The 19,652-nt window shown below is 72.9% G+C and carries 5 protein-coding genes; all 5 read right to left on the minus strand.

Going from position 1 to position 19,652, the window contains the following annotated elements:
* Positions 1 to 3: 3 nt before the first annotated feature.
* The 5 genes from GCL84_RS00700 to GCL84_RS00720 are packed head-to-tail and all read right to left on the minus strand — an operon-like array spanning position 4 to position 19,651.
* On the minus strand, positions 4 to 6,555 hold the full coding sequence (locus GCL84_RS00700; protein WP_156753351.1) for a type I polyketide synthase: 6,552 nt from the start codon (positions 6,553 to 6,555) through the stop codon (positions 4 to 6).
* Entirely contained in the window at positions 6,548 to 11,530 is a 4,983-nt protein-coding gene (locus GCL84_RS00705) for a non-ribosomal peptide synthetase (protein ID WP_156753352.1), read from the minus strand. Before GCL84_RS00705 ends, GCL84_RS00700 begins: the two co-directional genes overlap by 8 nt.
* Positions 11,523 to 11,801 carry an acyl carrier protein gene (locus GCL84_RS00710; protein WP_156753353.1) on the minus strand — a complete coding sequence of 93 codons (279 nt, stop codon included), beginning with the start codon at positions 11,799 to 11,801 and terminating at the stop codon, positions 11,523 to 11,525. Before GCL84_RS00710 ends, GCL84_RS00705 begins: the two co-directional genes overlap by 8 nt.
* Positions 11,798 to 12,880 carry a beta-ketoacyl-ACP synthase 3 gene (locus GCL84_RS00715; RefSeq protein ID WP_156753354.1) on the minus strand — a complete coding sequence of 361 codons (1,083 nt, stop codon included), beginning with the start codon at positions 12,878 to 12,880 and terminating at the stop codon, positions 11,798 to 11,800. Before GCL84_RS00715 ends, GCL84_RS00710 begins: the two co-directional genes overlap by 4 nt.
* 45 nt (positions 12,881 to 12,925) lie before the next feature.
* Positions 12,926 to 19,651 carry a non-ribosomal peptide synthetase gene (locus tag GCL84_RS00720; RefSeq protein ID WP_156753355.1) on the minus strand — a complete coding sequence of 2,242 codons (6,726 nt, stop codon included), beginning with the start codon at positions 19,649 to 19,651 and terminating at the stop codon, positions 12,926 to 12,928.
* Between the last annotated feature and the right edge of the window lies 1 nt (position 19,652).

Genomic DNA, 19,652 nt, shown 5'->3' on the forward strand with positions numbered 1-19,652 from the left:
GTGTCATGCGGGCCGCCGGAACTCGTACAGGGAGAAGTCGAGGCTCAGCAGCCCGTGCTTGTCGGCACCGGGGACCGAGCCGATGGCGGCCGCCGGGATCTCGACCGCCTCGGACCGGTACTTGTGCCCGACGAATCCCGCCTCGGTGCCCAGCCGCAGCAATTCCCTCGAATCGCCCATTGTCTCGCTCGTGGCCAGATAAATGCGCCCGCCCTCGGCGAGGTGGTTGTGCACCTCGTCGAAGAACCGGCGGTGCAGCGCGTACCCGGGATCGATTCCGGATTGCTCCACCTGCTTGCTGAAACCGCGGTCGGCATCCGCGTTCATCATCGGCGGGTTCCAGCAGACCACGTCGAACCGGTCGGCCTCGCCGAGTTCGCCGAACAGGTCGCTGGTGATCGCCGTGACCCGGTCGGCCACCCCGTGCCGGGTGGCGTTGGCCCTGGTGTTGTCCACCGCCGCCGGGTCGACGTCGAGCGCCACGACCCGCGCGCAGCCGCGCCGCGCGGCGACCACCGCGGTCACGCCCGCGCCGCAGCCCACCTCGAGGAACCGGCGGTCGTCGGCGTAGGGCAGCCACGAGGTGAACAGGGCCGTGCCCGGGTTGGCGGGCCAGACGCCGGGGAACAGGTCCCAGTCCATGCCCAGCAGCGAGGTCGACCGCGCGGTGTCGACGGCCTCCGCCTCGGCCAGCAGCCACTGCCCCACCGCCAGCGAGGTCGCGGCGGCGCGGCCGGTCAGGTGCTCGACCTCCTCGTCCAGGATCACCCGGATCTCGTCGGGGTCCTGGACCCACTTGCACAGGATGAGCAGGTCCAGCCGACCGTTGTTGATCTTCGCGTTGCAGTAGCAGTCGGCGTAGTCGAGCTTGCCCTGGTCCCCGTCGAGCTGCTCGAGCATCAGGTCCCACACCGCGTCGTACTCGTCCTCGACGTTGCCGACGAAGTTCACCAGGCAGCTCAGCCGCGTCGACCGGCCGCCCATCACGTCCTTGACCGCCATGAGCACCTTCCGGTAGCGCACCAGCGACTTCAGGTCGTGGACCAGGTCCAGGAAGCTGACGTTGTTCTGGTTCATCACCCGGACCTTGTCCTTGATGACGGCGTCCAGGTCGTCCTTGGTGCCGCGCTGCCCGGAGACGACCGCTGGCATGCCGCCCAGGACCATCCCCATCACGTCGGAGTAGTCCTTGTCCTCGAAGACCCGCGACCCGAACAGGAGGTTGAGCGCGACGTCGTCGACCTCCATCAGGCGGGCGACGACGCGCGCGTAGAGGTGCACCACGAGCGAGAACGGCTCGACCTCGCCGTCGTGGTCGGCCGGGAAGTCGGCCAGGTCGATGGAGTACCGGACGGCCTGGATCCTGGCGTCGGCGTGCGCGGCGGCCTTGTCCTGCACCGCCTTGGTGCAGCGGGCGTACTTCTCCAGCTCGAACCGCTCGACGATCTCCTCGGCGGTGATGCCGACCGGCCCCTTGGTGATCTGGTCCCGCAGGTGCCGGTAGCTCTTGGCGACGGGCATCGCGCGGGCGGTCCCGGCCACCAACTCCTCGTACCTGCGCAGCAGGTCGCCGCGCAGGGTCTGCCCGGAGGTCGCGTCGAAGATCGAGTGGTCGAACTGGAACAGCAGGTCGTAGTGCCGCTCGTTGTACTTGATCAGCACGACCTGGTACATCGGCCGGTCGGCGGTCTTGAAGTCCACGCTCCACTCGCGCTCGATCAGCTCATCGCGCAGCCGGGCCTGCTGCTCCGGCGCCAGCCGCGACAGGTCCAGGCTCGGCAGCGGGAGCGCGGCCGGGGCGTCGAACTCCTTCCAGCGGAACTTGCCGCGCGCCTTGGCCAGGAAGCTGCGCATGAGCCCGTGGCGGCCGACGACGTCGGTCATCGCCCGTTGCAGGACCTCGACGTCGACCAGGCGGCGGAACTGGATCAGGTAGAGCTGCAACCGGGCCTCGCTGGCGAAGTGCTGCTTCTGCATCCCGCTGATGGGGTAGGTCCACTTCACCGGCTGGGCGCCGATGGCGGCCCGCAGCTCCTCCTGCCCGCGGTCGATCTCGGCGAACACCGCCGCCGTGTCCCCGGCCGCCGCGCCGACCCCGAGCGACTCGAAGGTCCGCTCGGTCAGGAAGCGCTCCTCCGCCGCGCGCGGGAGGATGTAGTGCGGCGCGAGGCCGTGGGGCACCCGCAGGTCGTTCAGCTCGCGGACCACCCGGGGCCGCAGGTCGTCATCCGGGTCGCTGTCCGAGTCGCCGTCCAAGCCATCGACGAACAGCAGGATGAGCGGGTCCTGCTCCGGCTGGAACTCGTGGAACGCGCAGGCCCGGCCCAGGCGCTCACCCAACGCCGCGGCGATGCTGTCGGGGGTGGCGCCGTCCTCCCCCGCCTCGTTGGCGGCGCGGCCGACGAGCAGTCCGGCGAGGCCGTCGACGGTCGGGTGGTTGTAGACGTCGGCGAGCAGGACCTTGAGGTCGTGCCGCTCCAGGGCGTTGGTGAACTGCACCAGCTTCACCGAGTCCAGCCCGAGCTCCATCATGTTGGCGCGGGTGTTGACCTCGGCGAACCCGAGCAGCTTGGCCAGGGTGGCCTCGATGACGGCCACGACCGCGGCGTGCTCGTCGCCGTCGTCGGACTCGTCGCCGGTCGGCACGGTCTTGCGCGCCGCCAGCGGGTCCATGCCGTGGTAGGCGGTGCGCACGCCCGCGGCGGCCATCCGCCGGAACAGGTCGGGGACGGGTCCCACCACGGTGTCGAACGCGTAGAGCCTGGTGAGCCCGAACTTGGCGTCGACCAGCTCGTTGTCGGCGAGCCAGCCGGTCATGCCGCTGTCCCACCCGCGGTCGAGCCCCGGCCGGGCCACGACCTGGCAGGACGCCCGCAGCTCCCCGGCCAGCCGCCCGGCGAGGCCGAACAGCGCGCGCCGGTCGACACCGCCGCCGCCGCCGCGCACGTCCCAGACGACCAGCGCGTCGACCGACGGCAGCTCGCGCACGCCTGCCGACAGCGCCGCGGCCAGCTCGTCCCAGGTGCTCCCGGTGACGCAGGGCAGCACCGCCACGCGCCCGCCGCCGGTGTTCGTCGGCGCGGCGTCGGACCGCAGCGCGAAGGGCACGACCTGGATGCCCCGCCCGTGCTCGCCGATCGCGGCGGCCACGTCCTCGACCGCGTCGGCCGGGCACAGCAGCGCGGTCCGGCCCGCCCGCCCGGCGCGGTGCTCGGGCACCGGCGCCATGGTCGGGACCATCCGCCGCCCGCCCTCGTGGCGCACCGCGACGGCGTCGGGGCGCGGGGTCTCCAGCTCCGCCCGCAGCGCCTGGGCCCACGTCCGCCACGGGTCGCCGCCCGAGCGGGCCGGGTCGCCGCGCAGGGCGCGGACGCGCACCTCGGGGTGCTCGTGGTTCAGGCCGGCCAGCCGGGGCAGGAAGTCGGCGCGGGTGGCCAGGAAGTCGCCGGTGTCGAGCACGACGACGTCGGACACGCACCGCTGCGCCATCCCGGCGGCGAGCGAGCACAGTCTGCGGGTGAGCGTGATCGCCGAGGCGTAGCTGTCGCGGTGGACGACGAACGTGTCCCCGGTCAGCGCGTGCTCGCCCAGGTCGTCGACGAGCCGCCGCAGGTCCTCGTCGTGGTGGTCGCGGACGACCGCGCCCGACCCGTGGAACTCGTAGGACTGGCCGGAGGTCACGTAGAGCGCGCGCCAGTGCGGGATGTGGTCCAGCAGCCGCCGCAGCTTCGGCGCGTCGTCGGTGAACACGACGAGGACCTTCGGCTGCTCGTCCCCCTCGGGGGCGGGCAGCGCCGACCACGCCAGGCGCAGCAGCGGCGCGGGCCCGGCCGGGGCGGCCGTGGTCTCGGCGCTGTCGTCGGGCTCGGCGCGCAGGCGCTGGAACTCCGAGACGTCGACCGGGTACTCGACCTTGTCGAACGGGTACGCGGGCAGCGCCACCTTGCTCGGCTTGCGGCCGCGGTGGAAGGCCTTCCAGTCGAGGGCGACGCCCGCCTCCCAGAGCAGGCGCACCGCGCGCGCCAGGTGCTCGTCGTCGCGGATGTCGTCCGCGCGGTCGCGCAGCACGGGGATGGCCGTGTCCGCGCCGGTGGCCCGCGCGAACGCCGAGAGCACCCCGCCGGGGCCGACCTCGACGAACACGGCGTCGCCGCGCTCCAGGACCGTCTCGACGCAGTCCTTGAACCGCACCGTGTCGCGGACCTGCGCGGTGTGGTGGCCGGGGTCGACGGCCTGCTCCGGGGTGATCCAGGAGCCGGTCACGTTCGACGCGAACGGGATCTTGGGCTGGTGCAGCGCCACCTGCTCGACGACGTCGCGGAAGGCGGGGAGCACGCTGTCCACGTGCCGCGAGTGGCCCGCCCGGCCCGCGTCGAGGCGGGCGGTGTCGACGCCCCGCTCGGCGCAGCGCTTCTCGAACGCGGCGATGGCGCCCGGCGTCCCGGAGACCACGCAGTCCTGCGGGCTGTTCACCGCCGCGATGGCCAGTTGCCTGGTCAGCAGCGGCCGGACCACGTCCTCGGCGGCCCGCACGGCGGTCAGCGCGCCCTCGGGCGTGGTGTCCAGCAGCCTGCCCCTGGCCCGCACCAGGCGGATGCCGTCCTCGAGCGAGAACACCTCGGCCACGCACGCGGCGGCCAGCTCGCCGGTGTCGTGGCCGATCACGCCCTTGGGCTTGACGCCCCAGCCGATCAGCGTCTTGGCCAGGGCGTACTCGACCATGAACAGCACCAGCTCGGCGGTCTCGAGGTCGTCGAGCTGCTTCTCGGCCGCGACCGAGTCGCCGAGGAAGACCTCGCGGGGCACGCTGTCGCCCATCGCCTCGCTGGCCTCGAAGCAGGCGTCGAGGTGGGCGCGGAAGGCGTCCTCGGACAGGTAGAGGTCGTGGGCCATCCGCAGGTGCTTGGCCTCGGACCCGCTGAACAGGAAGTACACGTCGCGCCGGGCGGTCTTGGCCAGCCGGGCGGGCCGCTCGTCGGCCGCCAGCGACGCCAGCAGGCGCTCGCGGAGCTGGGCGGCGTCGGTGAACTCCACGGCGTAGCGGTGGGCCAGCCGCCGCTGCCGGTTCTGCAGCGTCCAGGCCAGGTCCGCGGCGCGCAGCTCCGGGTGCGCGCCGAGGTGGTCGGCGAAGTCCTGCTTGATCCGCTGGATGGCCGCCTCGGACGTCGCCGAGACGACGAAGGTGTTCCAGGCGCGCCCGCTGTCCGGGGTGGGCCGGGCGGCGGGGGGCTCCTCCAGGACCAGGTGGGCGTTGCTGCCGCCGATCCCGAACGAGCTGACGCCCGCGCGCAGCGGGAGGTCCTTGCCCCCCGCGCGCTTCCTGGTCAGCTCCTCGGTGCGCGCCACCACGTAGAAGGGGCTGTCGATGAAGTCGATGTTCTCGTTGGGCGCGGCGAAGTGCGGGCTGCGCGGGACCCGGCGCTGCTCGAGGACCTTGCAGGTCTTGATGAACGACGCGACGCCCGCGGCGGTGTCCAGGTGCCCGATGCTGGCCTTGAGCGAGCCGAGGCCGACGGTGCCCGGCTTGCTCGCGTCGAACGCCTTGCTCAGCGCCTCGAACTCGACCGGGTCGCCGAGCGCGGTTCCGGTGCCGTGCGCCTCGACGTAGGAGACGTCGGCCGGGGCGACCCCCGCGACCCGGTAGGCCTTGCGGATGACCTCGGCCTGGCCCTCGATGCTCGGCGCGGTGTAGCCGACCTTGCGGTTGCCGTCGTTGTTGACCGCCGAGCCCTTGATCACGGCGTAGACCCGGTCGCCGTCGCGCAGCGCGGTCTCCAGCCGCTTGAGCACCACGGCCCCGGCGCCGTTGCCCTCGACGGTGCCGCCCGCCCCCTGGTCGAACGCGCGGCAGTGCCCGTCCGGGGAGTGGATCATGTTCTCCTGGTAGTGGTAGCCGTTCTTGTGCGGCAGCGTCAGCCCGCTGCCGCCCGCCACCGCGAGCTGGCACCCGCCGGTCCACAGGGTGCGGCAGGCCATGTCGATGGCGACCAGCGAGCTGGAGCACGCGGTGTGCAGGGTCAGCGCCGGGCCCTTGAGGTCGAGGGCGTAGGCGATCCGGGTCGCGGCGTAGTCCTTGTCGTTGAGCTGGGAGCTGCTGAACGACAGGTCGGCGGACCGCACGTACTTGATCAGCGTGTGCGACTCCCAGGCGAAGTTGTTCGTCGCGCCCAGGAACAGCCCGATCGACTCGCCGCGCCCGTCCGCGCAGTACCCGGCGTCCTCCAGCGCGTGGAAGACCTCCTGGTGCAGGGCCCGGACCTGGGGGTCGAGCATGGTCGCGTCGGCGGGGGTGTAGTTGAAGAACCCCGCGTCGAAGTGCTCCAGGCCGGGGAAGACCCCCTTGGCCCGCACGTAGGCGCGGTCGTCCAGCGCGCCGTCCGGCACGCCCGCCGCGCGCAGCTCGTCGTCGGTGAACCGGGAGACCGCGTCCACCCCGTCGACGAGGTTGCCCCAGAACTCGCCGAGGTCCCCGGCCGAGGGGAACCGGCCCGCCATGCCGATGACGGCGATCTCCAACCCCGTGTTCTGGCGCTCGACGGCGGTGGGCTCAGGCATGGTCAGGGCTTCCTTCCGGTTCGTCCTCGAGGTGGCGCAGCAGGAACTGGCTCGTGGTGACGGCGGCCTGCTCGGCCTCCTCCTCCGACGAGGTGTCCTCGGGCCCGGTCTCGTCCGCATGATCGGCAGAGCCTGCGGTGACCGCGGTATCCAGGTAGCCGGCCAGCGCGGCGATGGACGTGTGCTCGAACAGCAGTCGCAGCGGGATGTCGCGGTCCAGGAGCTTGCGCAGCCGGTTGTTGATGGCCAACAGGTTCAGCGAGTTGATGCCGATGTCGAAGAAGTTGCGGTCGACGTCGACGTCCTCGGCCGGGATGAGCTCCGCGACGATCGTGAACAGCGCCCGCTCGGTGTCGGACAGGTGCCGGAGCTGCCTGGGCTCGCCCGCCGCGCCCCGCTCGGCGGCGGGGCCCGTGGCCGGGTGGTCGGTGCGCCCCACCAGCTCCAGCGCGCCGTCGGGCAGCTCGCGGACCAGGTCGCCGGTGGGCAGCGGGCCCAAGTGCAGCTCGCCGATCGCGCCCGGGGGCAGGAGCTTGCGCCCCCGGTCGAGGACGAGGGCGGTCGAGTGGCGCAGCGGCCGCCCCAGGGGGACCCGGTCGCGGAGCAGGTCCTCGGGCCGCACCTCGTGCACCGTGGCGACCGTGGCGTGCTCGGTGGGCCCGTGGGCGGCGGTGATCACCAGCGCGGGGCAGGCGGCCCGCACCCTGGCGAGGCTGCCGACCGGGACCGCGCCCCGGACGACGAGCCGCCGCAGCGGGGCGAACACGCCGGGATCGGCGCTGAGCCGGTCGAACTCCGGCGCCGTGAGGCACAGGTCGGTGGCCTGGGCGAGCGCGTCGACCAAGCCGGTCTCGTCGGTCAGGACGAGGGTGTCGCCGCGCAGCAGCGCGCCCCAGGTCTCGGCGACGCCGAGGTCGGCGGCGGGCGAGTTGGCCGAGGGCACGACCTGGTCCGCGGCCGCGAACGCCCGGTCGCCGGACAGCGCCAGCAGTTCGCGGTGCGTGATCTCGCGGCCCACGGGCTTGCCGCCCGGTCCGGCCGTGTACACCACAGCGGCGTCGGCGCGGTTGAGGTCCCGCTGCCAGGGGAACTCCGGCACGCTCTCGGCGGGCTCGTCGAGCAGCAGGACCCCGGCCGGGTCGGGGGCGCGGTCGGCGAACCCCGCCACCGTGACGACGTGCCGCACACCCGCGTCCGCCAGGACGGACTCGACCCGGGGGGCGGCCTTCGCGCCCACCGCCGGGGCGGGCAGCGCGCCGCGGTCGAGCTTGCCGTTGGCGGTCAACGGGATCGCGTCGAGCACCAGGAACGCCGACGGGACCATGTGGGCGGGCAGGCGCTCGGCCACGGCGTCGCGCACCGCGCGCACGTCGAGCGCGCCCCCCGCCTCCGGCACGGCGTAGGCGGTGATCCGCCGGTCGCCGGGGGTGACCTCGCGGACGACCACGACCGCCTGGGCGACCCCGGGGGCCGCGGCCACCGCGGCCTCCACCTCGCCGAGCTCGATCCGGAAGCCGCGCACCTGGACCTGGTCGTCGGCGCGGCCCGCGTAGGCCAGCTCGCCGTCGGCGGTCCAGCGGGCCAGGTCGCCCGAGCGGTACATCAGCGACCCGGGCTGCCCGTGCGGGTCGGCCACGAACCGCTGCGCGGTCAGGCCCGGCCGCCCGAGGTAGCCGCGCGCGAGCTGCGGGCCCGCGACGTAGACCTCACCGAGCACGCCGACCGGGGCCGGGCGCAGCCGGGCGTCGAGCACCAGCACCCGCAGCCCGGCGATGGCCCCGCCCACGTAGCTGCCCGTCGCCGCGGCCACCGTCGCTTTGTCCAGCGCCCGGTGCGTGACGTGCACGGTGGTCTCGGTGATGCCGTACATGTTGACCAGCCGGGGCGAGTCCTCCGGGTGGCGCTCGTACCAGTCGGCGAGGCGGCGCAGCTCCAGCGCCTCGCCACCGAAGATGACGTGGCGCAGCGCCAGCGCGCCGTCGGCGCCAGCCTGGCGGTCGGCGGCGGCGAGCTGGTCGAACGCCGACGGGGTCTGGTTGAGCACCGTGATCCGCTCGCGGACCAGCAGCGCGCGGAAGTCCTCCGGGGACCGGGACGTCTCGTGGTCCACCACCACGAGCGTGCCGCCGTGCACCAGCGGCCCCCAGATCTCCCAGACGGAGAAGTCGAAGGCGTAGGAGTGGAACAGCGTCCACACGTCGGTGTGGTCGAACCCGAACCGCGCGGCGGTGTTGGCGAACAGCTTCACCACGTTGCGGTGCGGGACGGGCACGCCCTTGGGCTGCCCGGTCGAGCCGGACGTGTAGATCACGTAGGCGGTGTTGGCCGGGTGCAGCGGGTGGCCGCGCTCGGCGTCAGCCACTGGGCCGGTGTCCACACGGGACAGATCGATGCCGTCGACCGCCACCACCGGGAGGTCGTCGGGCAGCTCGATGTCGCGTTCGGCGGTGGTCAGCACGCAGACCGGGCGGGCGTCGCGCAGCGTGTACGCGATCCGGTCGGCCGGGTAGGCCGGGTCGACCGGGACGTACCCACCGCCCGCGCGCAGCACCGCCAGCAGCGCGACGACCAGCTCGATCGAGCGCGGCAGCGCCACGGCGACCAGCGACTCCGGGCCCACGCCCCGGCGGATCAGCTCCCGGGCGAGCCGGTTCGCCCGCGCGTCCAGCTCCCGGTAGGTCACCGCGACCTGGCCGAACCGGACGGCGAGGCGGTCGGGGTGCTGCTCGACGGCCCGCGCGACCAGCTCGACCAGGGTCGCCTCGGGACCGACGTCGGGTCCGGTGGTGCTCCACTGCCCCAGCACGAGCGCGCGTTCGTCCGCTGTGGACAGATCCACGTCTCCGATGACCGCGTTGGTGTCGGTGGCGAGCGCGCCCAGGACGCGCAGCAGCGCCTCGGCGAACCGCGCCGCGGTCGGCCCGTCGACCGACGCGGCGTGGTCCAGCTCCGCGGCGCCGGAGTCGTCGACCGTGAGCCGCAGGTCGAACCCGAGTGCGCCCGGGTCGGACTCCGCGGCCGCCGCGCTCGGGAAGGCCAGGCAGACCCGGTCGAACGGCGCGTCGAGGTCGACCGCGCGCACGTGGTCGAGCAGGTCGGCGAACGTCGCCGCCGGGTCGACCTCGGCGCGCAGCACCAGGGTGTGGTCGGCGGGGGCGCCCACGGCCACCTCGGAGCCGCCGGAGAACCTGGCCAGCACCGCGGCGAGCGCGGCGTGCACGACGGCGAACCGCGACGAGTCCCACTCCCGGGCGACCGCGTCCAGCCGGTCGACCAGCTCGAACGGGATGGCGAAGCGGTGCGTGCCGCCCTGGTCGAAGGTCAGCGCTGGGCGGGGCCGCAGCACGCGCGCGTGGGCGGGGTCGAGCGGGACGGCGTGGTTGCCGTTCTTGACCAGGCCCAGCAGCGCCGCGACCAGCTCGGGGCGGCGGTCGAGCAGCACGCCGAGCCCCTCGCCCGGGTCGGCGCCGAGGTCGCGAACCTGCCAGGCGACGGCGTCGGACCAGCGGTCGAGCTCCCGGTAGGTGTACTCCCTGCCGCGCCACACCAGGGCGGTCTTGTCCCCCTGCTCGCGGACGACGGCCTTGAACACGTCGATCAGCGTCGAGTCCACCGGGATTGCCGTCGACGGGTCGACGACCGCGGGCGGCTGGTCGCCGATCTCGATGTCCCTGACCCGGGTGCCCGGGTTGTCCGTGGCGGCCGTGAACACCCGCACGAGGCTGCGCTCGAGCACGCGCATGAACTCCGGCGAGTACAGGTTCTCGTTGTAGGTGAAGGTGACGGTGAGGTCGGCCCCGGGGTTGACGATGACGTTGAGGTCGTAGCTGGTGCGCTCGACGACGTCGACGCCCTCGAAGCGCAGGCCCTTGTCGTCGTCGCTGCTGAAGGTGCGCAACTGCTCGGACAGCGGGTAGTTCTCGAAGGCGACGACGTGGTTCAGCAGCCCGCTCTTGAGCGGGGTGGCGCCCTGGATCTCGTAGAGCGGGTAGTACTCGAACGGGTTCGCCCGGCGGTACGCGTCCTGCACGGCCCGGCACAGCCCGGCGAAGTCGTCGTCGTCGCGGGTCGTCACGCGCACCGGCTGGGTGTTGACGAACAGGCCGAGCATGTCCTCGATCCCGGCCAGCTCGATCGACCGGCCGGACACGACGCTGCCGAACACCACGTCGTCGGCGTGGGTGAACTTCTGCAGCACCACGCCCCAGGCCGCCTGGAAGACCGCGCTCTGCGTGACGTGCGCCCGCTGGGCGAACCGCTTGAGCCCGGCGTAGGCCTCGTCGTCGAACTGGAACCGGTGCGTGGCGCTGCGGTAGCCGTCGGCCCGCCGGTCGGTCGGCAGCGCGGTCTCGGTGGTGTGGCCGTCGAGGACCTCCGCCCAGTGGCGGCGCGCGTCGTCGGTGCGCTGGCGCTCGTACCAGGAGATGTAGTCGCGGTACGGGTGCTGCTCGCGCCGCTGCTCGAAGGACCCGGTGCGGACCAGGTCCTCGTAGTAGCCGAACAACGTCCCGAACAGCGGTCCCAGCGACCAGCCGTCCATGACGATGTGGTGGAAGGTGAAGACCAGGTGCCAGCGGTCCTCGCCCACGCGCAGCAGCGCCGCCCGCAGCAGGACGTCCTTGCCGAGGTCGAAGCCGCGGGCGCGGTCAGCCGCCTTGAAGCCCTCGACCTCCTTGTCCACCTCCGGCTCACCGCGCAGGTCCAGGGCGTCCAACGTGGGCGCCCACTCCTTGAGCACGATCTGGTACGGGTCGTCGGTGTTGCGGAACGAGAAGACCGACCGCAGCGCGCCGTAGTGGCGGGACAGGCCCACGAGCGCGGCGCGCATGTGCTCGACGTCGACCTCGCCGGTGATGGTGAAGTCGAACTGCTCGACGTAGGCGTCGGACTCCCCGTCCACGGCGTGGCTGAGCAGCATGCCCTTCTGCATCGGGGCCAGGCCGGAGATGGACTCGATGTTCTCCCTGTCAACCATTGACCAGGCTCTCCCCACCCGCGACCAGGTCGTTGACCAGCGCCACGACGTCGCCGATGGTGTCGATCGAGGCCAGCCGCTCGTCGGCGACGCTGATGTCGTACTTGCCCTCCAGGAACACGATGAAGTCCACCAGGGCGAGCGAGTCCATCTGCAGGTCGTGGGTCAGCGACGTCGCCTCGGTGATGTCCAGCCCCTCGAGGGCGGACTCCAGTTGCAGCGACGGGTCGCGCAGGTCGTCGGCGATGGTGTCCAGGCTGACAGTGGTCATGGTGTGCTCCTGTGCTCGAACGGGTTCGCCCCGGTTTGGGACAGCTCGCGGGCCGCTGTGGATGTCGCTGTGGACGCCATCGCGGGCCAGCGCAGCAGGGTCGAGCCCCAGGCCGCGCCCGCGCCGAACGCGGTCAGCAGGACGGTGTCGCCGGGGCGCAGCCCGCCCCGGTGGTGCGCCCGGCTCAGCGCGATCGGGATGGAGGCGGCGGCGGTGTTGCCGATGTCGGCGAGGTCGACCAGGGCCTTGTCCGGGTCGACGCCCAGCTTGCCCGCGACCTCCTTGAGGATGCGCGCGTTGGCCTGGTGCGCGACGAGCATGTCGACCTCGTCGACGCCCACGCCCCGCGCCCGCAGCGTGTCCTGGCAGGTCTCGGCCATCTTGGCGACCGCATGCCGGTACAGCGCGCGGCCGTCCATCCGCAGGTAGGGGTCGTGCGGGTCCATGTCGGCGGAGAACGGGTGGTGGCTGCCGCCCGCCTTCACGTGCGCCAGGTAGCGCAGGGCGCCGTCGGAGACCAGGTGCACCCGGCCGATCGCGCCGTCCTCGCCCGCCTCGCCGGGGCGGATGACCACCGCCGCCGCCCCGTCGCCGAAGATCGGCGCCGTGCCGCGGTCGAGCTCGTAGACGCTCGAGGAGTACTTCTCGGCGCCGATCAGCAGGACGCCCCGCGAGCTGCCCGCCGCGATCAGGCCGGACGCGACGGACATGCCCGCCAGGAACCCGGTGCACGCGGAGTTGACGTCGAAGGCGGTCACGCCGGTCAGGCCGAGGTCGTCGGCCACCAGCGGCGCGGTCGCCGGGCACTTCATGTCCGGGGTGGTCGTCGCGACCACCACCGTGTCGATCTCCGTGCCCGCCGCGCCCAGCAGCGCGGCCGCCCCGGCGCGGGCGGCGAGCACCGAGGTCGGCTCGTCGGCCGCGGCCCGCGACCGGGTCCGCACCCCGGTCCTGGTGCGGATCCATTCGTCGTTGGTGTCGATGACGAGGGCGAGCTCGTCGTTGGTCTGCCTGCCGGGCGGGATGTGGTGCCCGATCGACTGGACCACCGCTGCGTTGATCCCCGCTGCGTCAACCATCGCTGCTCCTCCACTGCGCCGGTTCTCGGCCGTTGTCTCGGTCACTCAGCCACCGCCCATGAGGTCGACGAGGATGTCGTCGAGGACGTCCTGGCGGATCGACGGCGAAGTGGCGAACCCCCGCCGGTCGCCCGCGCGCAGGGCCTCGCGGAACTCCTCGAAGGTGGAACGGACGAGCGCGGCGACGTCGCGGTCCGCGCGGCCGCGCCAGGTCTTCGGGTAGCGCACCTCGACGAGCACCCCCTGCCGCGTGCGGGACGCGATGACGTCCAGCGCGAACGGCGAGCGGTGGTCGGCCCCGGTGCTGAGGTCGGCGGGCAGGTGCGTGACGGCGAGGTCGCCGCCGGCGTCCTGGTCGCCCAGGTAGTTGAAGCTGACCTCGGGGCGGATGCCCGCCAGCGCGGCCCTGCCGTCGCCGAGGCCGGAATCCAGCCGCAGCAGCGCGCCGAACCCGAACCCCTTGTCCGGCAACCGCTCGAACGAGCGGCGCACGGCCTCGACGGTGTCCGCGGGTCCGTCGATGCCTTCGCCGACCTGGACCAGGTGCGGGAACGTGCTGGTGAACCAGCCCACCGTGCGGCTCAGGTCGGGGATGCCCGCGAACGCCTCGCGGCCGTGGCCCTCCAGGTTGAGCAGGACCCGGTCGCGGCCGGTCATCGTGGCCAGCGCGCGGGCCAGGACCGCGATCAGCGTCTCGGCCGGGGTGGCGCCGTGGGCGGTGCGCGCGGCGTCGAGCAGGGAGAAGCCGTCGTCCTCGACGAGCCGGACGACCTCGGCGACAGTCTCGCCGCGCGCCAGGTCGCCCTCGTCGAACACGGCGCTTCCGGCCGCGCTCTCGGCCAGCTCGGTCCAGTAGGGAAGCTGCGGGCGGAAGCCCCCGTCCTCGGCGTGCCCACGCAGGGCGGCCGTCCACTGCGGGAACGGCATCGTCTTGGCGGGCAGCCCGGCGTCCGGGTCCGCCGCGGTGGTGAGCAGGTCCTCGATCAGGACCTGCCACGACACGACGTCCACGGCCAGGTGGTGGATCGCGACGGCGAACCGCGTGCCGCCCTCCCCGAGCCCGGCGGCCAGCGCCACCACGGGACCGCCTTGGACGTCCACCCGCGCCTGCAAGGTCGCCAGGTACGCCGTCTGGTCCTCTTCGGACATTCCGGCGGGCGCCTGCTCGGCGTGGACCAGCGATGGGCTGTCGACGTCGCGGATGCGCAGCCCGCCGTGCTCGTCGAGCGCCACGCGCAGCATGTCGTGGTGGCGCACCAGCCGCCGCATGGCCGGGGCCAGCCGGTCCAGCGGCCACGCCTGCTCGGTGGTGACCAGCAGGCTCTGGTTGAACAGGCGGACCCGGTTGTCGGCGTCGGCGAGGAAGGCGTGCTGGATGGGGCCGGGGATGACCGGGCCGGACAGCGGCCCCTGCTCGTAGACCTCGACCTCGGCGCCCGCCGAGGCCTCGGCCTTCTCCGCCAGCAGCCGGATGGTCTGGGCCTCCAGCAGGTCGGGGACGCCCACTGCGATGTCGTGGTCCTTGAGCTTGGCCACGATCTGGATCGCCTTGATCGAGTCGCCGCCCAGCGCGAAGAAGTTCGCGTCGACGTCGGCCACCTCGACCCCGAGCGCGGTCGACCACGCCGCGGCGATGCGGCGTTGCAGGTCGGTCGCCGGGCCGTTGGCCGACGCGCAGGCCGCCAGGTCGGGCGCGGGCAGCGCCGCGGTGTCGAGCTTGCCGTTCCTGGTCAGCGGCACCACGTCGGTGGCGACGATGAACGCGGGCACCATGTGGCTGGGCAGCCGCCGGGCCAGCGCCGCGCGCAGGCGGTGCGCGTGGTCGTCGGGGTCGGCGTAGCGGACCCACAGGCACAGGCTCTGGCCGTCGCGCACGCCCGCGTGCGCCCACCGCACGTAGGGCTCCTCCATCGCGACGTGCACGACCTCGGCGAGCTCGACCCGGTAGCCGCGCAGCTTGACCTGCTGGTCGATGCGCCCGGTGTAGTAGAACAGGCCGTTGCTCTTGACCGTGACCAGGTCGCCGGTCCGGTACAGCCGCTCGCCGGGGACAGCCGGGCTGTGGACGAACCGCTCCGCGTTCAGCTCGGCCTGGTTGAGGTAGCCGTCGGCCAGGCCCGCACCGCCGATGCACAGCTCGCCGCTGACGCCGATGGGCTGCGGCCGCAACTGGTCGTCGAGCACCCAGAGCGAGGTCTCGTTGATGGGGCTGCCGATGGGGACGGCGTCGCGCGGGTCGAGGGTGTCGAAGGTGTGCACGGCCGCGAAGACCGTGCTCTCCGTCGGCCCGTAGCCGTTGGCGATCCGGCCCGGCCCAAGCAGCTCGAAGGCCTTGCGCACGTGCACCGGGGAGGCGGCCTCGCCGCCGAAGAGCATCCGGCGGATGCTGCCCAGCGAGCCCGGGATGTGCTCGACGACCTGGTTGAACATCGCGGCGGTGAGGAAGAAGCTGGTGATGGCGTGCCGCTCGATCGCCGCGCCGAGCCGGTCGAGGTCGAGCACGTCGGCCTTGTCCATGATCACCAGCGAGCCGCCGTTGGTCAGCGCGCCGTACATGTCGTAGACGGAGCCGTCGAAGGAGTAGTCCGACATCATCAGGAACACGTCGCTCGGGTCCGCGCGGTAGAAGACCGAGTCGCGGACCACCCGCAGGACGCCGCGCTGCCGGATCGTCGACCCCTTCGGCGCCCCGGTCGTCCCGGACGTGTACATCACGTAGACCTCGTCGCCGGGGCGGCTCGGGAGGCCGGGGTCGGTGTCGGTACCCGCCAGGTCCACGCACGCGTGCAGGTCCACGACCCGGAGCCGGTCCGGGCTCAGCTCGTTGGCCTGGCCCAGGCAGGAGGCGGTCGTCAGCAGGACCTCCGCGCCGGAGTCCGCCGCCATCAGCCGCAGGCGCTCGGCGGGGAACTCGGTGTTGAGCGGGACGTAGAAGCAGCCCGCCTTGAGCACCCCGAGGATGGCGGTGACCATGTCGAAGGAGCGGTTGACCAGCAGCGCCACCGGCGATCCCGGCGCGAGGCCCTGGCTGATGAGGCCGTGCGCGACCCGGTTCGCCCTGGCGTTGAGCTCGCCGTAGGACAACCGGTCCTCGCCCATGAGCAGCGCGGCCTTGTCCGGGTCGGCGGCGACCTGCCGCTCGAAGAGCGCGACCACGCCCACGTCCTCCGGCGGCGGGGTCGGGGTCGTGGCGAACCGCCGGATCAGCTCGGCCTCCCGCGCGGGGATGAGGTCGAGCGAGCGCAGCTCGGCCTGGTCGTCGGCGGCCAGCAGGGACCGCAGCAGCGTCACGTACCGCTGCGCGTGCAGCTCGGCGGTCTTGTCCGAGAACAGGGCGGTGGAGTACTCCCAGTCGATCAGCAGGCCGCCGTCGGACTCCCGGGTGGTGAGGGTGATGTCGTACTTGGCGCTGCCGTCGTCGTACTGGATGACCTCGGCGTCGTCGTGGTCCAGGCCCATGTCGGTGTTCTGGTGCACGAAGCACACGTCGAACAGCGGGCGCCGCCCCGGCTCGCGCGGCGGGTCGAGCTCGTCGATCAGCGCCTCGAGCGGGTAGGCTTGGTGCTCGAAGGCGTCGAGCACGGTCGCCCTGAGCCCGGCCAGGTAGTCCCCGACGGTGGTCGTGGGCGCCGCGGCGATCCGGATCGGCAGCGTGGTGACGAACATGCCGACCAGGTCCCGGTGGGCCAGGTCCTGCCTGCCCATCACCGGGGCGCCGACCACCACGTCGTGCTGCCCGCTCATCCTGGACAGCAGTTGCTGGAACACGCTCAGCAGGACCATGTAGAGGGTCAGGTTGTGCCGCTGGGCGTAGCGCTTCGCCGCGTCGAGGGTCGCCCCGTCGAGGGTCGCGAAGTGCGTCGCCCCCTTGCTCGCCGCCACGTCGGTGCGCTGCCAGTCCGTGGTGAGCTGGAGGGTGGGGACGTCGTCTTCGAACTGGGCCACCCAGTGGTCGCGGTGCGGCAGCAGGTCGACGCCGTTCTGCCGGGCCAGCAGCTCCCGGATCGCGGACCGGTAGCCGCGGGCCAGCGGCGCGGGCGCCACGCCCGCGGCGATGGTGGCCAGGTCGCGGAACAGGATGCCCATCGAGGTGCCGTCGGTGATGATGTGGTGCACGTCGATGGCCACGCAGGTCACGCCGTCGTCGAAGGCGAAGTGGCCCACCCGGAACAGCGGCCCGGTGTCGAGCCGGAACGGCCGGACGAACTCCGCCATCCGCGCCCTGGCCCGGCCCTCGTGGGTCTCGCCGGGGCCGAGCCCGCCCAGGCGGTGGTGCTCGACCGACACCGGCACGTCGGCGTGCACGCGCTGGCAGGGCTCTCCGTTGACCAGGTGGAACGTCGAGCGGAGGCTGTCGTGCCTGCGGACGAGCACGCGCAGGCTCGCCTCCAGCGCGGCCACGTCGAGGGGGTCGTGGCTGATGGTCAGGCCGCTGATGTTGTAGGCGACCGAGTCCTCGTTGAGCTGGCTGGACAGGAACATGCCGCGCTGCGAGGGAGTGAGCGGCAGCTCGTACTCCTCGACAGCTTCCTCGACCGCGCTCTCAGTGGCACTGGCGGGCGCGGGCAGGGTCAGCCTGGTCCGGACGTGCTCGTCGGTGAGCCCGTGGTCGGCGGTGACCGCGGCCGCGAAGTCGTCGAACACGGGCTTGGCCAGCAGGGTGGAGGCGGGGATGTCGAGGCCGAACCCGGCGTTGAGCACCTGCGTGATCTTCAGCGACGAGACGGAGTCGCCGCCGAGGGCGAACAGGTCGTCGGCGCCGTCCAGCTCGGCGTAGCCCAGGACGTCGCACCAGACCCAGGCGGCGACCTTGCGGGCCGGGGGCGGGGCCGCCTCGCCGCGCAGGCGCGAGGGTCGGGACAGCGCGCCCTTGAGGCCGGTGTCGACCACCGGGTCGGCGGCCTGCGCCGTCCTCGGGCGCACGTCCTCGTCCCACAGCCGCACGTGCTGGAAGAGCTGCGGCGGCAACGGGACCCGGCGGACGTCCGCGCCGCGGTCGAGCGCGGCGAACGGCCGCGGCGCGCGGGCGAGGTACCCGGCCGCCACGTCGCCGAGGTGCTGGAACCGGGCGGGCAGCGGCGTCGCGGCGTCGCGCAGCACGACCACGCCGCTGTCCGAGGACGAATCCCCGTGCGCCAAGCGGAGCAGACCGTCCCGAAGGGACTCGCGGCTGTCGCACAGGACGGCGGCGCGGGCGGGCTGGTGCTCGCGGCCGACCCGCATCGTGAAGCACACGTCGTCGAGGCGCAGGTCCGGGCGGCCGTCGAGGAAGTCCAGGTGCAGCGCGGCCGTCCTCGCCAGCAGCTCCTCGTTCCGCGCGGAGACCGGGTAGAGGTGCGCGCCCGTGACAGCCGCCCGCTCGGCGGGGGCCGGGGCCTCCTCCACCACCACGTGGCAGTTCGTCCCGGTCAGGCTGAAGCTGCTCACCCCGGCCCGGCGCGGTGTCGCCCCCCGAGCCCAGTCCCGGGGCCGGTCGTTGACGTAGACCGGCGATTCGGCGAGGTCGAGGAAGCGGTTGGGCACGTCGAAGTTCAGCGAGGGCGGGATGACCCCGCGCTCCAGGCACAGCATGGCCTTGATCAGCGACGCCAGGCCCGCGGCGCCGACGGTGTGGCCGATGTTCGTCTTCACCGAGCCGAGCGCGCAGAACTGCCGCTTGGTGGTGAACGCGCTGAACGCGCTGGTGAGCCCCTTGATCTCGATGGGGTCGCCCAGCGGCGTCCCGGTGCCGTGCGCCTCGATGTAGGACAGCGACTCCGGCTCGATGCCCGCCCGCTTCCACGCGCTGACCAGCAGGCTCTTCTGCGCCTGGGCGTTCGGGGCGGTGAGGCCGTTGCTGCGGCCGTCGTTGTTGACCGCGCTGGCGAGGACCACGCCGTAGACGTGGTCCCCGTCGGCGACCGCGCGCGACAGGGGCTTGAGGTAGACCCCGGCCACGCCCTCGCTCCACACCGTGCCGTTGGCCTCGGCGTCGAACGCGCGCACCCGGCAGTCCTCGGACTCGGTCTCGTTGCCGAGCCCGGTCGGCGCGAGCAGCAGGTTGATCGCGGCCACGAACGCGGTGTCGCAGTCGCCCTGGCGGATGGCCTTCATCGCCGCGTCCAGCGCGACCAGGCCCGAGGAGCAGCCGGTGTCGACGACCGTGGCCGGGCCGCGCAGGTTGAGCAGGTAGGACAGCCTGCTGGCCAGGATGCCCGACCACGAGCCGGTCATCGCCGAGAAGTCGATCTCGGACAGGAACGGCAGGTAGGACACGCGCAGCCGGTGGGTGTGGTCGTTGCCGACGAAGATGCCGACGTTCGACCCGTCCAGCCCGCTCTTGGCGTACCCGGCGTCCTCCATCGTCTCGACGAGGACTTCCATGAGGTTGCGGTGGTACGGGTCGAGCTGCTTGGCGACCTGCGGCGGCAGCCCGAAGTACTCCGGGTCGAACAGGTCGACCCGGTCGAGGTAGCCGCCCTTCCTGGTCGAGACCGCCCCGCCCTCGACCCGGCGCAGGTCCTCCACCCGCGCGGGCGGGAAGTCGCCGATCGACTCGCGGCCCTCGACCAGGTTGCCCCAGAACCGCTCCTTGTCCGGCGCCCCCGGGAAGCGGCAGGCGATGCCGACGACGGCGATCGGCTCGTCGGCGGCGCGCTCGGCCCCGCCGACCGCCTTGATGAACCGCTTGGCCCGGTCGACGTCCAGCTTGTCCTGCTTGACCTGCGTGAGCAGGTAGCGCAGGAGGTCCTTCCTGACGTCCTGGTCCGATTGGCCCGGCTGATTTGACATC

Origin of the sequence: Actinokineospora pegani (assembly GCF_009745975.1) — a bacterium.
In the GTDB taxonomy this organism is placed as follows: Bacteria; Actinomycetota; Actinomycetes; order Mycobacteriales; family Pseudonocardiaceae; genus Actinokineospora; species Actinokineospora pegani.

What these genes read in the sequence shown, in the direction of transcription:
- GCL84_RS00700 (WP_156753351.1), bottom strand. Translation starts at nt 6,555, where the DNA reads ATGCCTGAGCCCACCGCCGTCGAGCGCCAGAACACGGGGTTGGAGATC.
- GCL84_RS00705 (WP_156753352.1), bottom strand. Translation starts at nt 11,530, where the DNA reads ATGGTTGACAGGGAGAACATCGAGTCCATCTCCGGCCTGGCCCCGATG.
- GCL84_RS00715 (WP_156753354.1), bottom strand. Translation starts at nt 12,880, where the DNA reads ATGGTTGACGCAGCGGGGATCAACGCAGCGGTGGTCCAGTCGATCGGG.
- GCL84_RS00720 (WP_156753355.1), bottom strand. Translation starts at nt 19,651, where the DNA reads ATGTCAAATCAGCCGGGCCAATCGGACCAGGACGTCAGGAAGGACCTC.
- GCL84_RS00710 (WP_156753353.1), bottom strand. Translation starts at nt 11,801, where the DNA reads ATGACCACTGTCAGCCTGGACACCATCGCCGACGACCTGCGCGACCCG.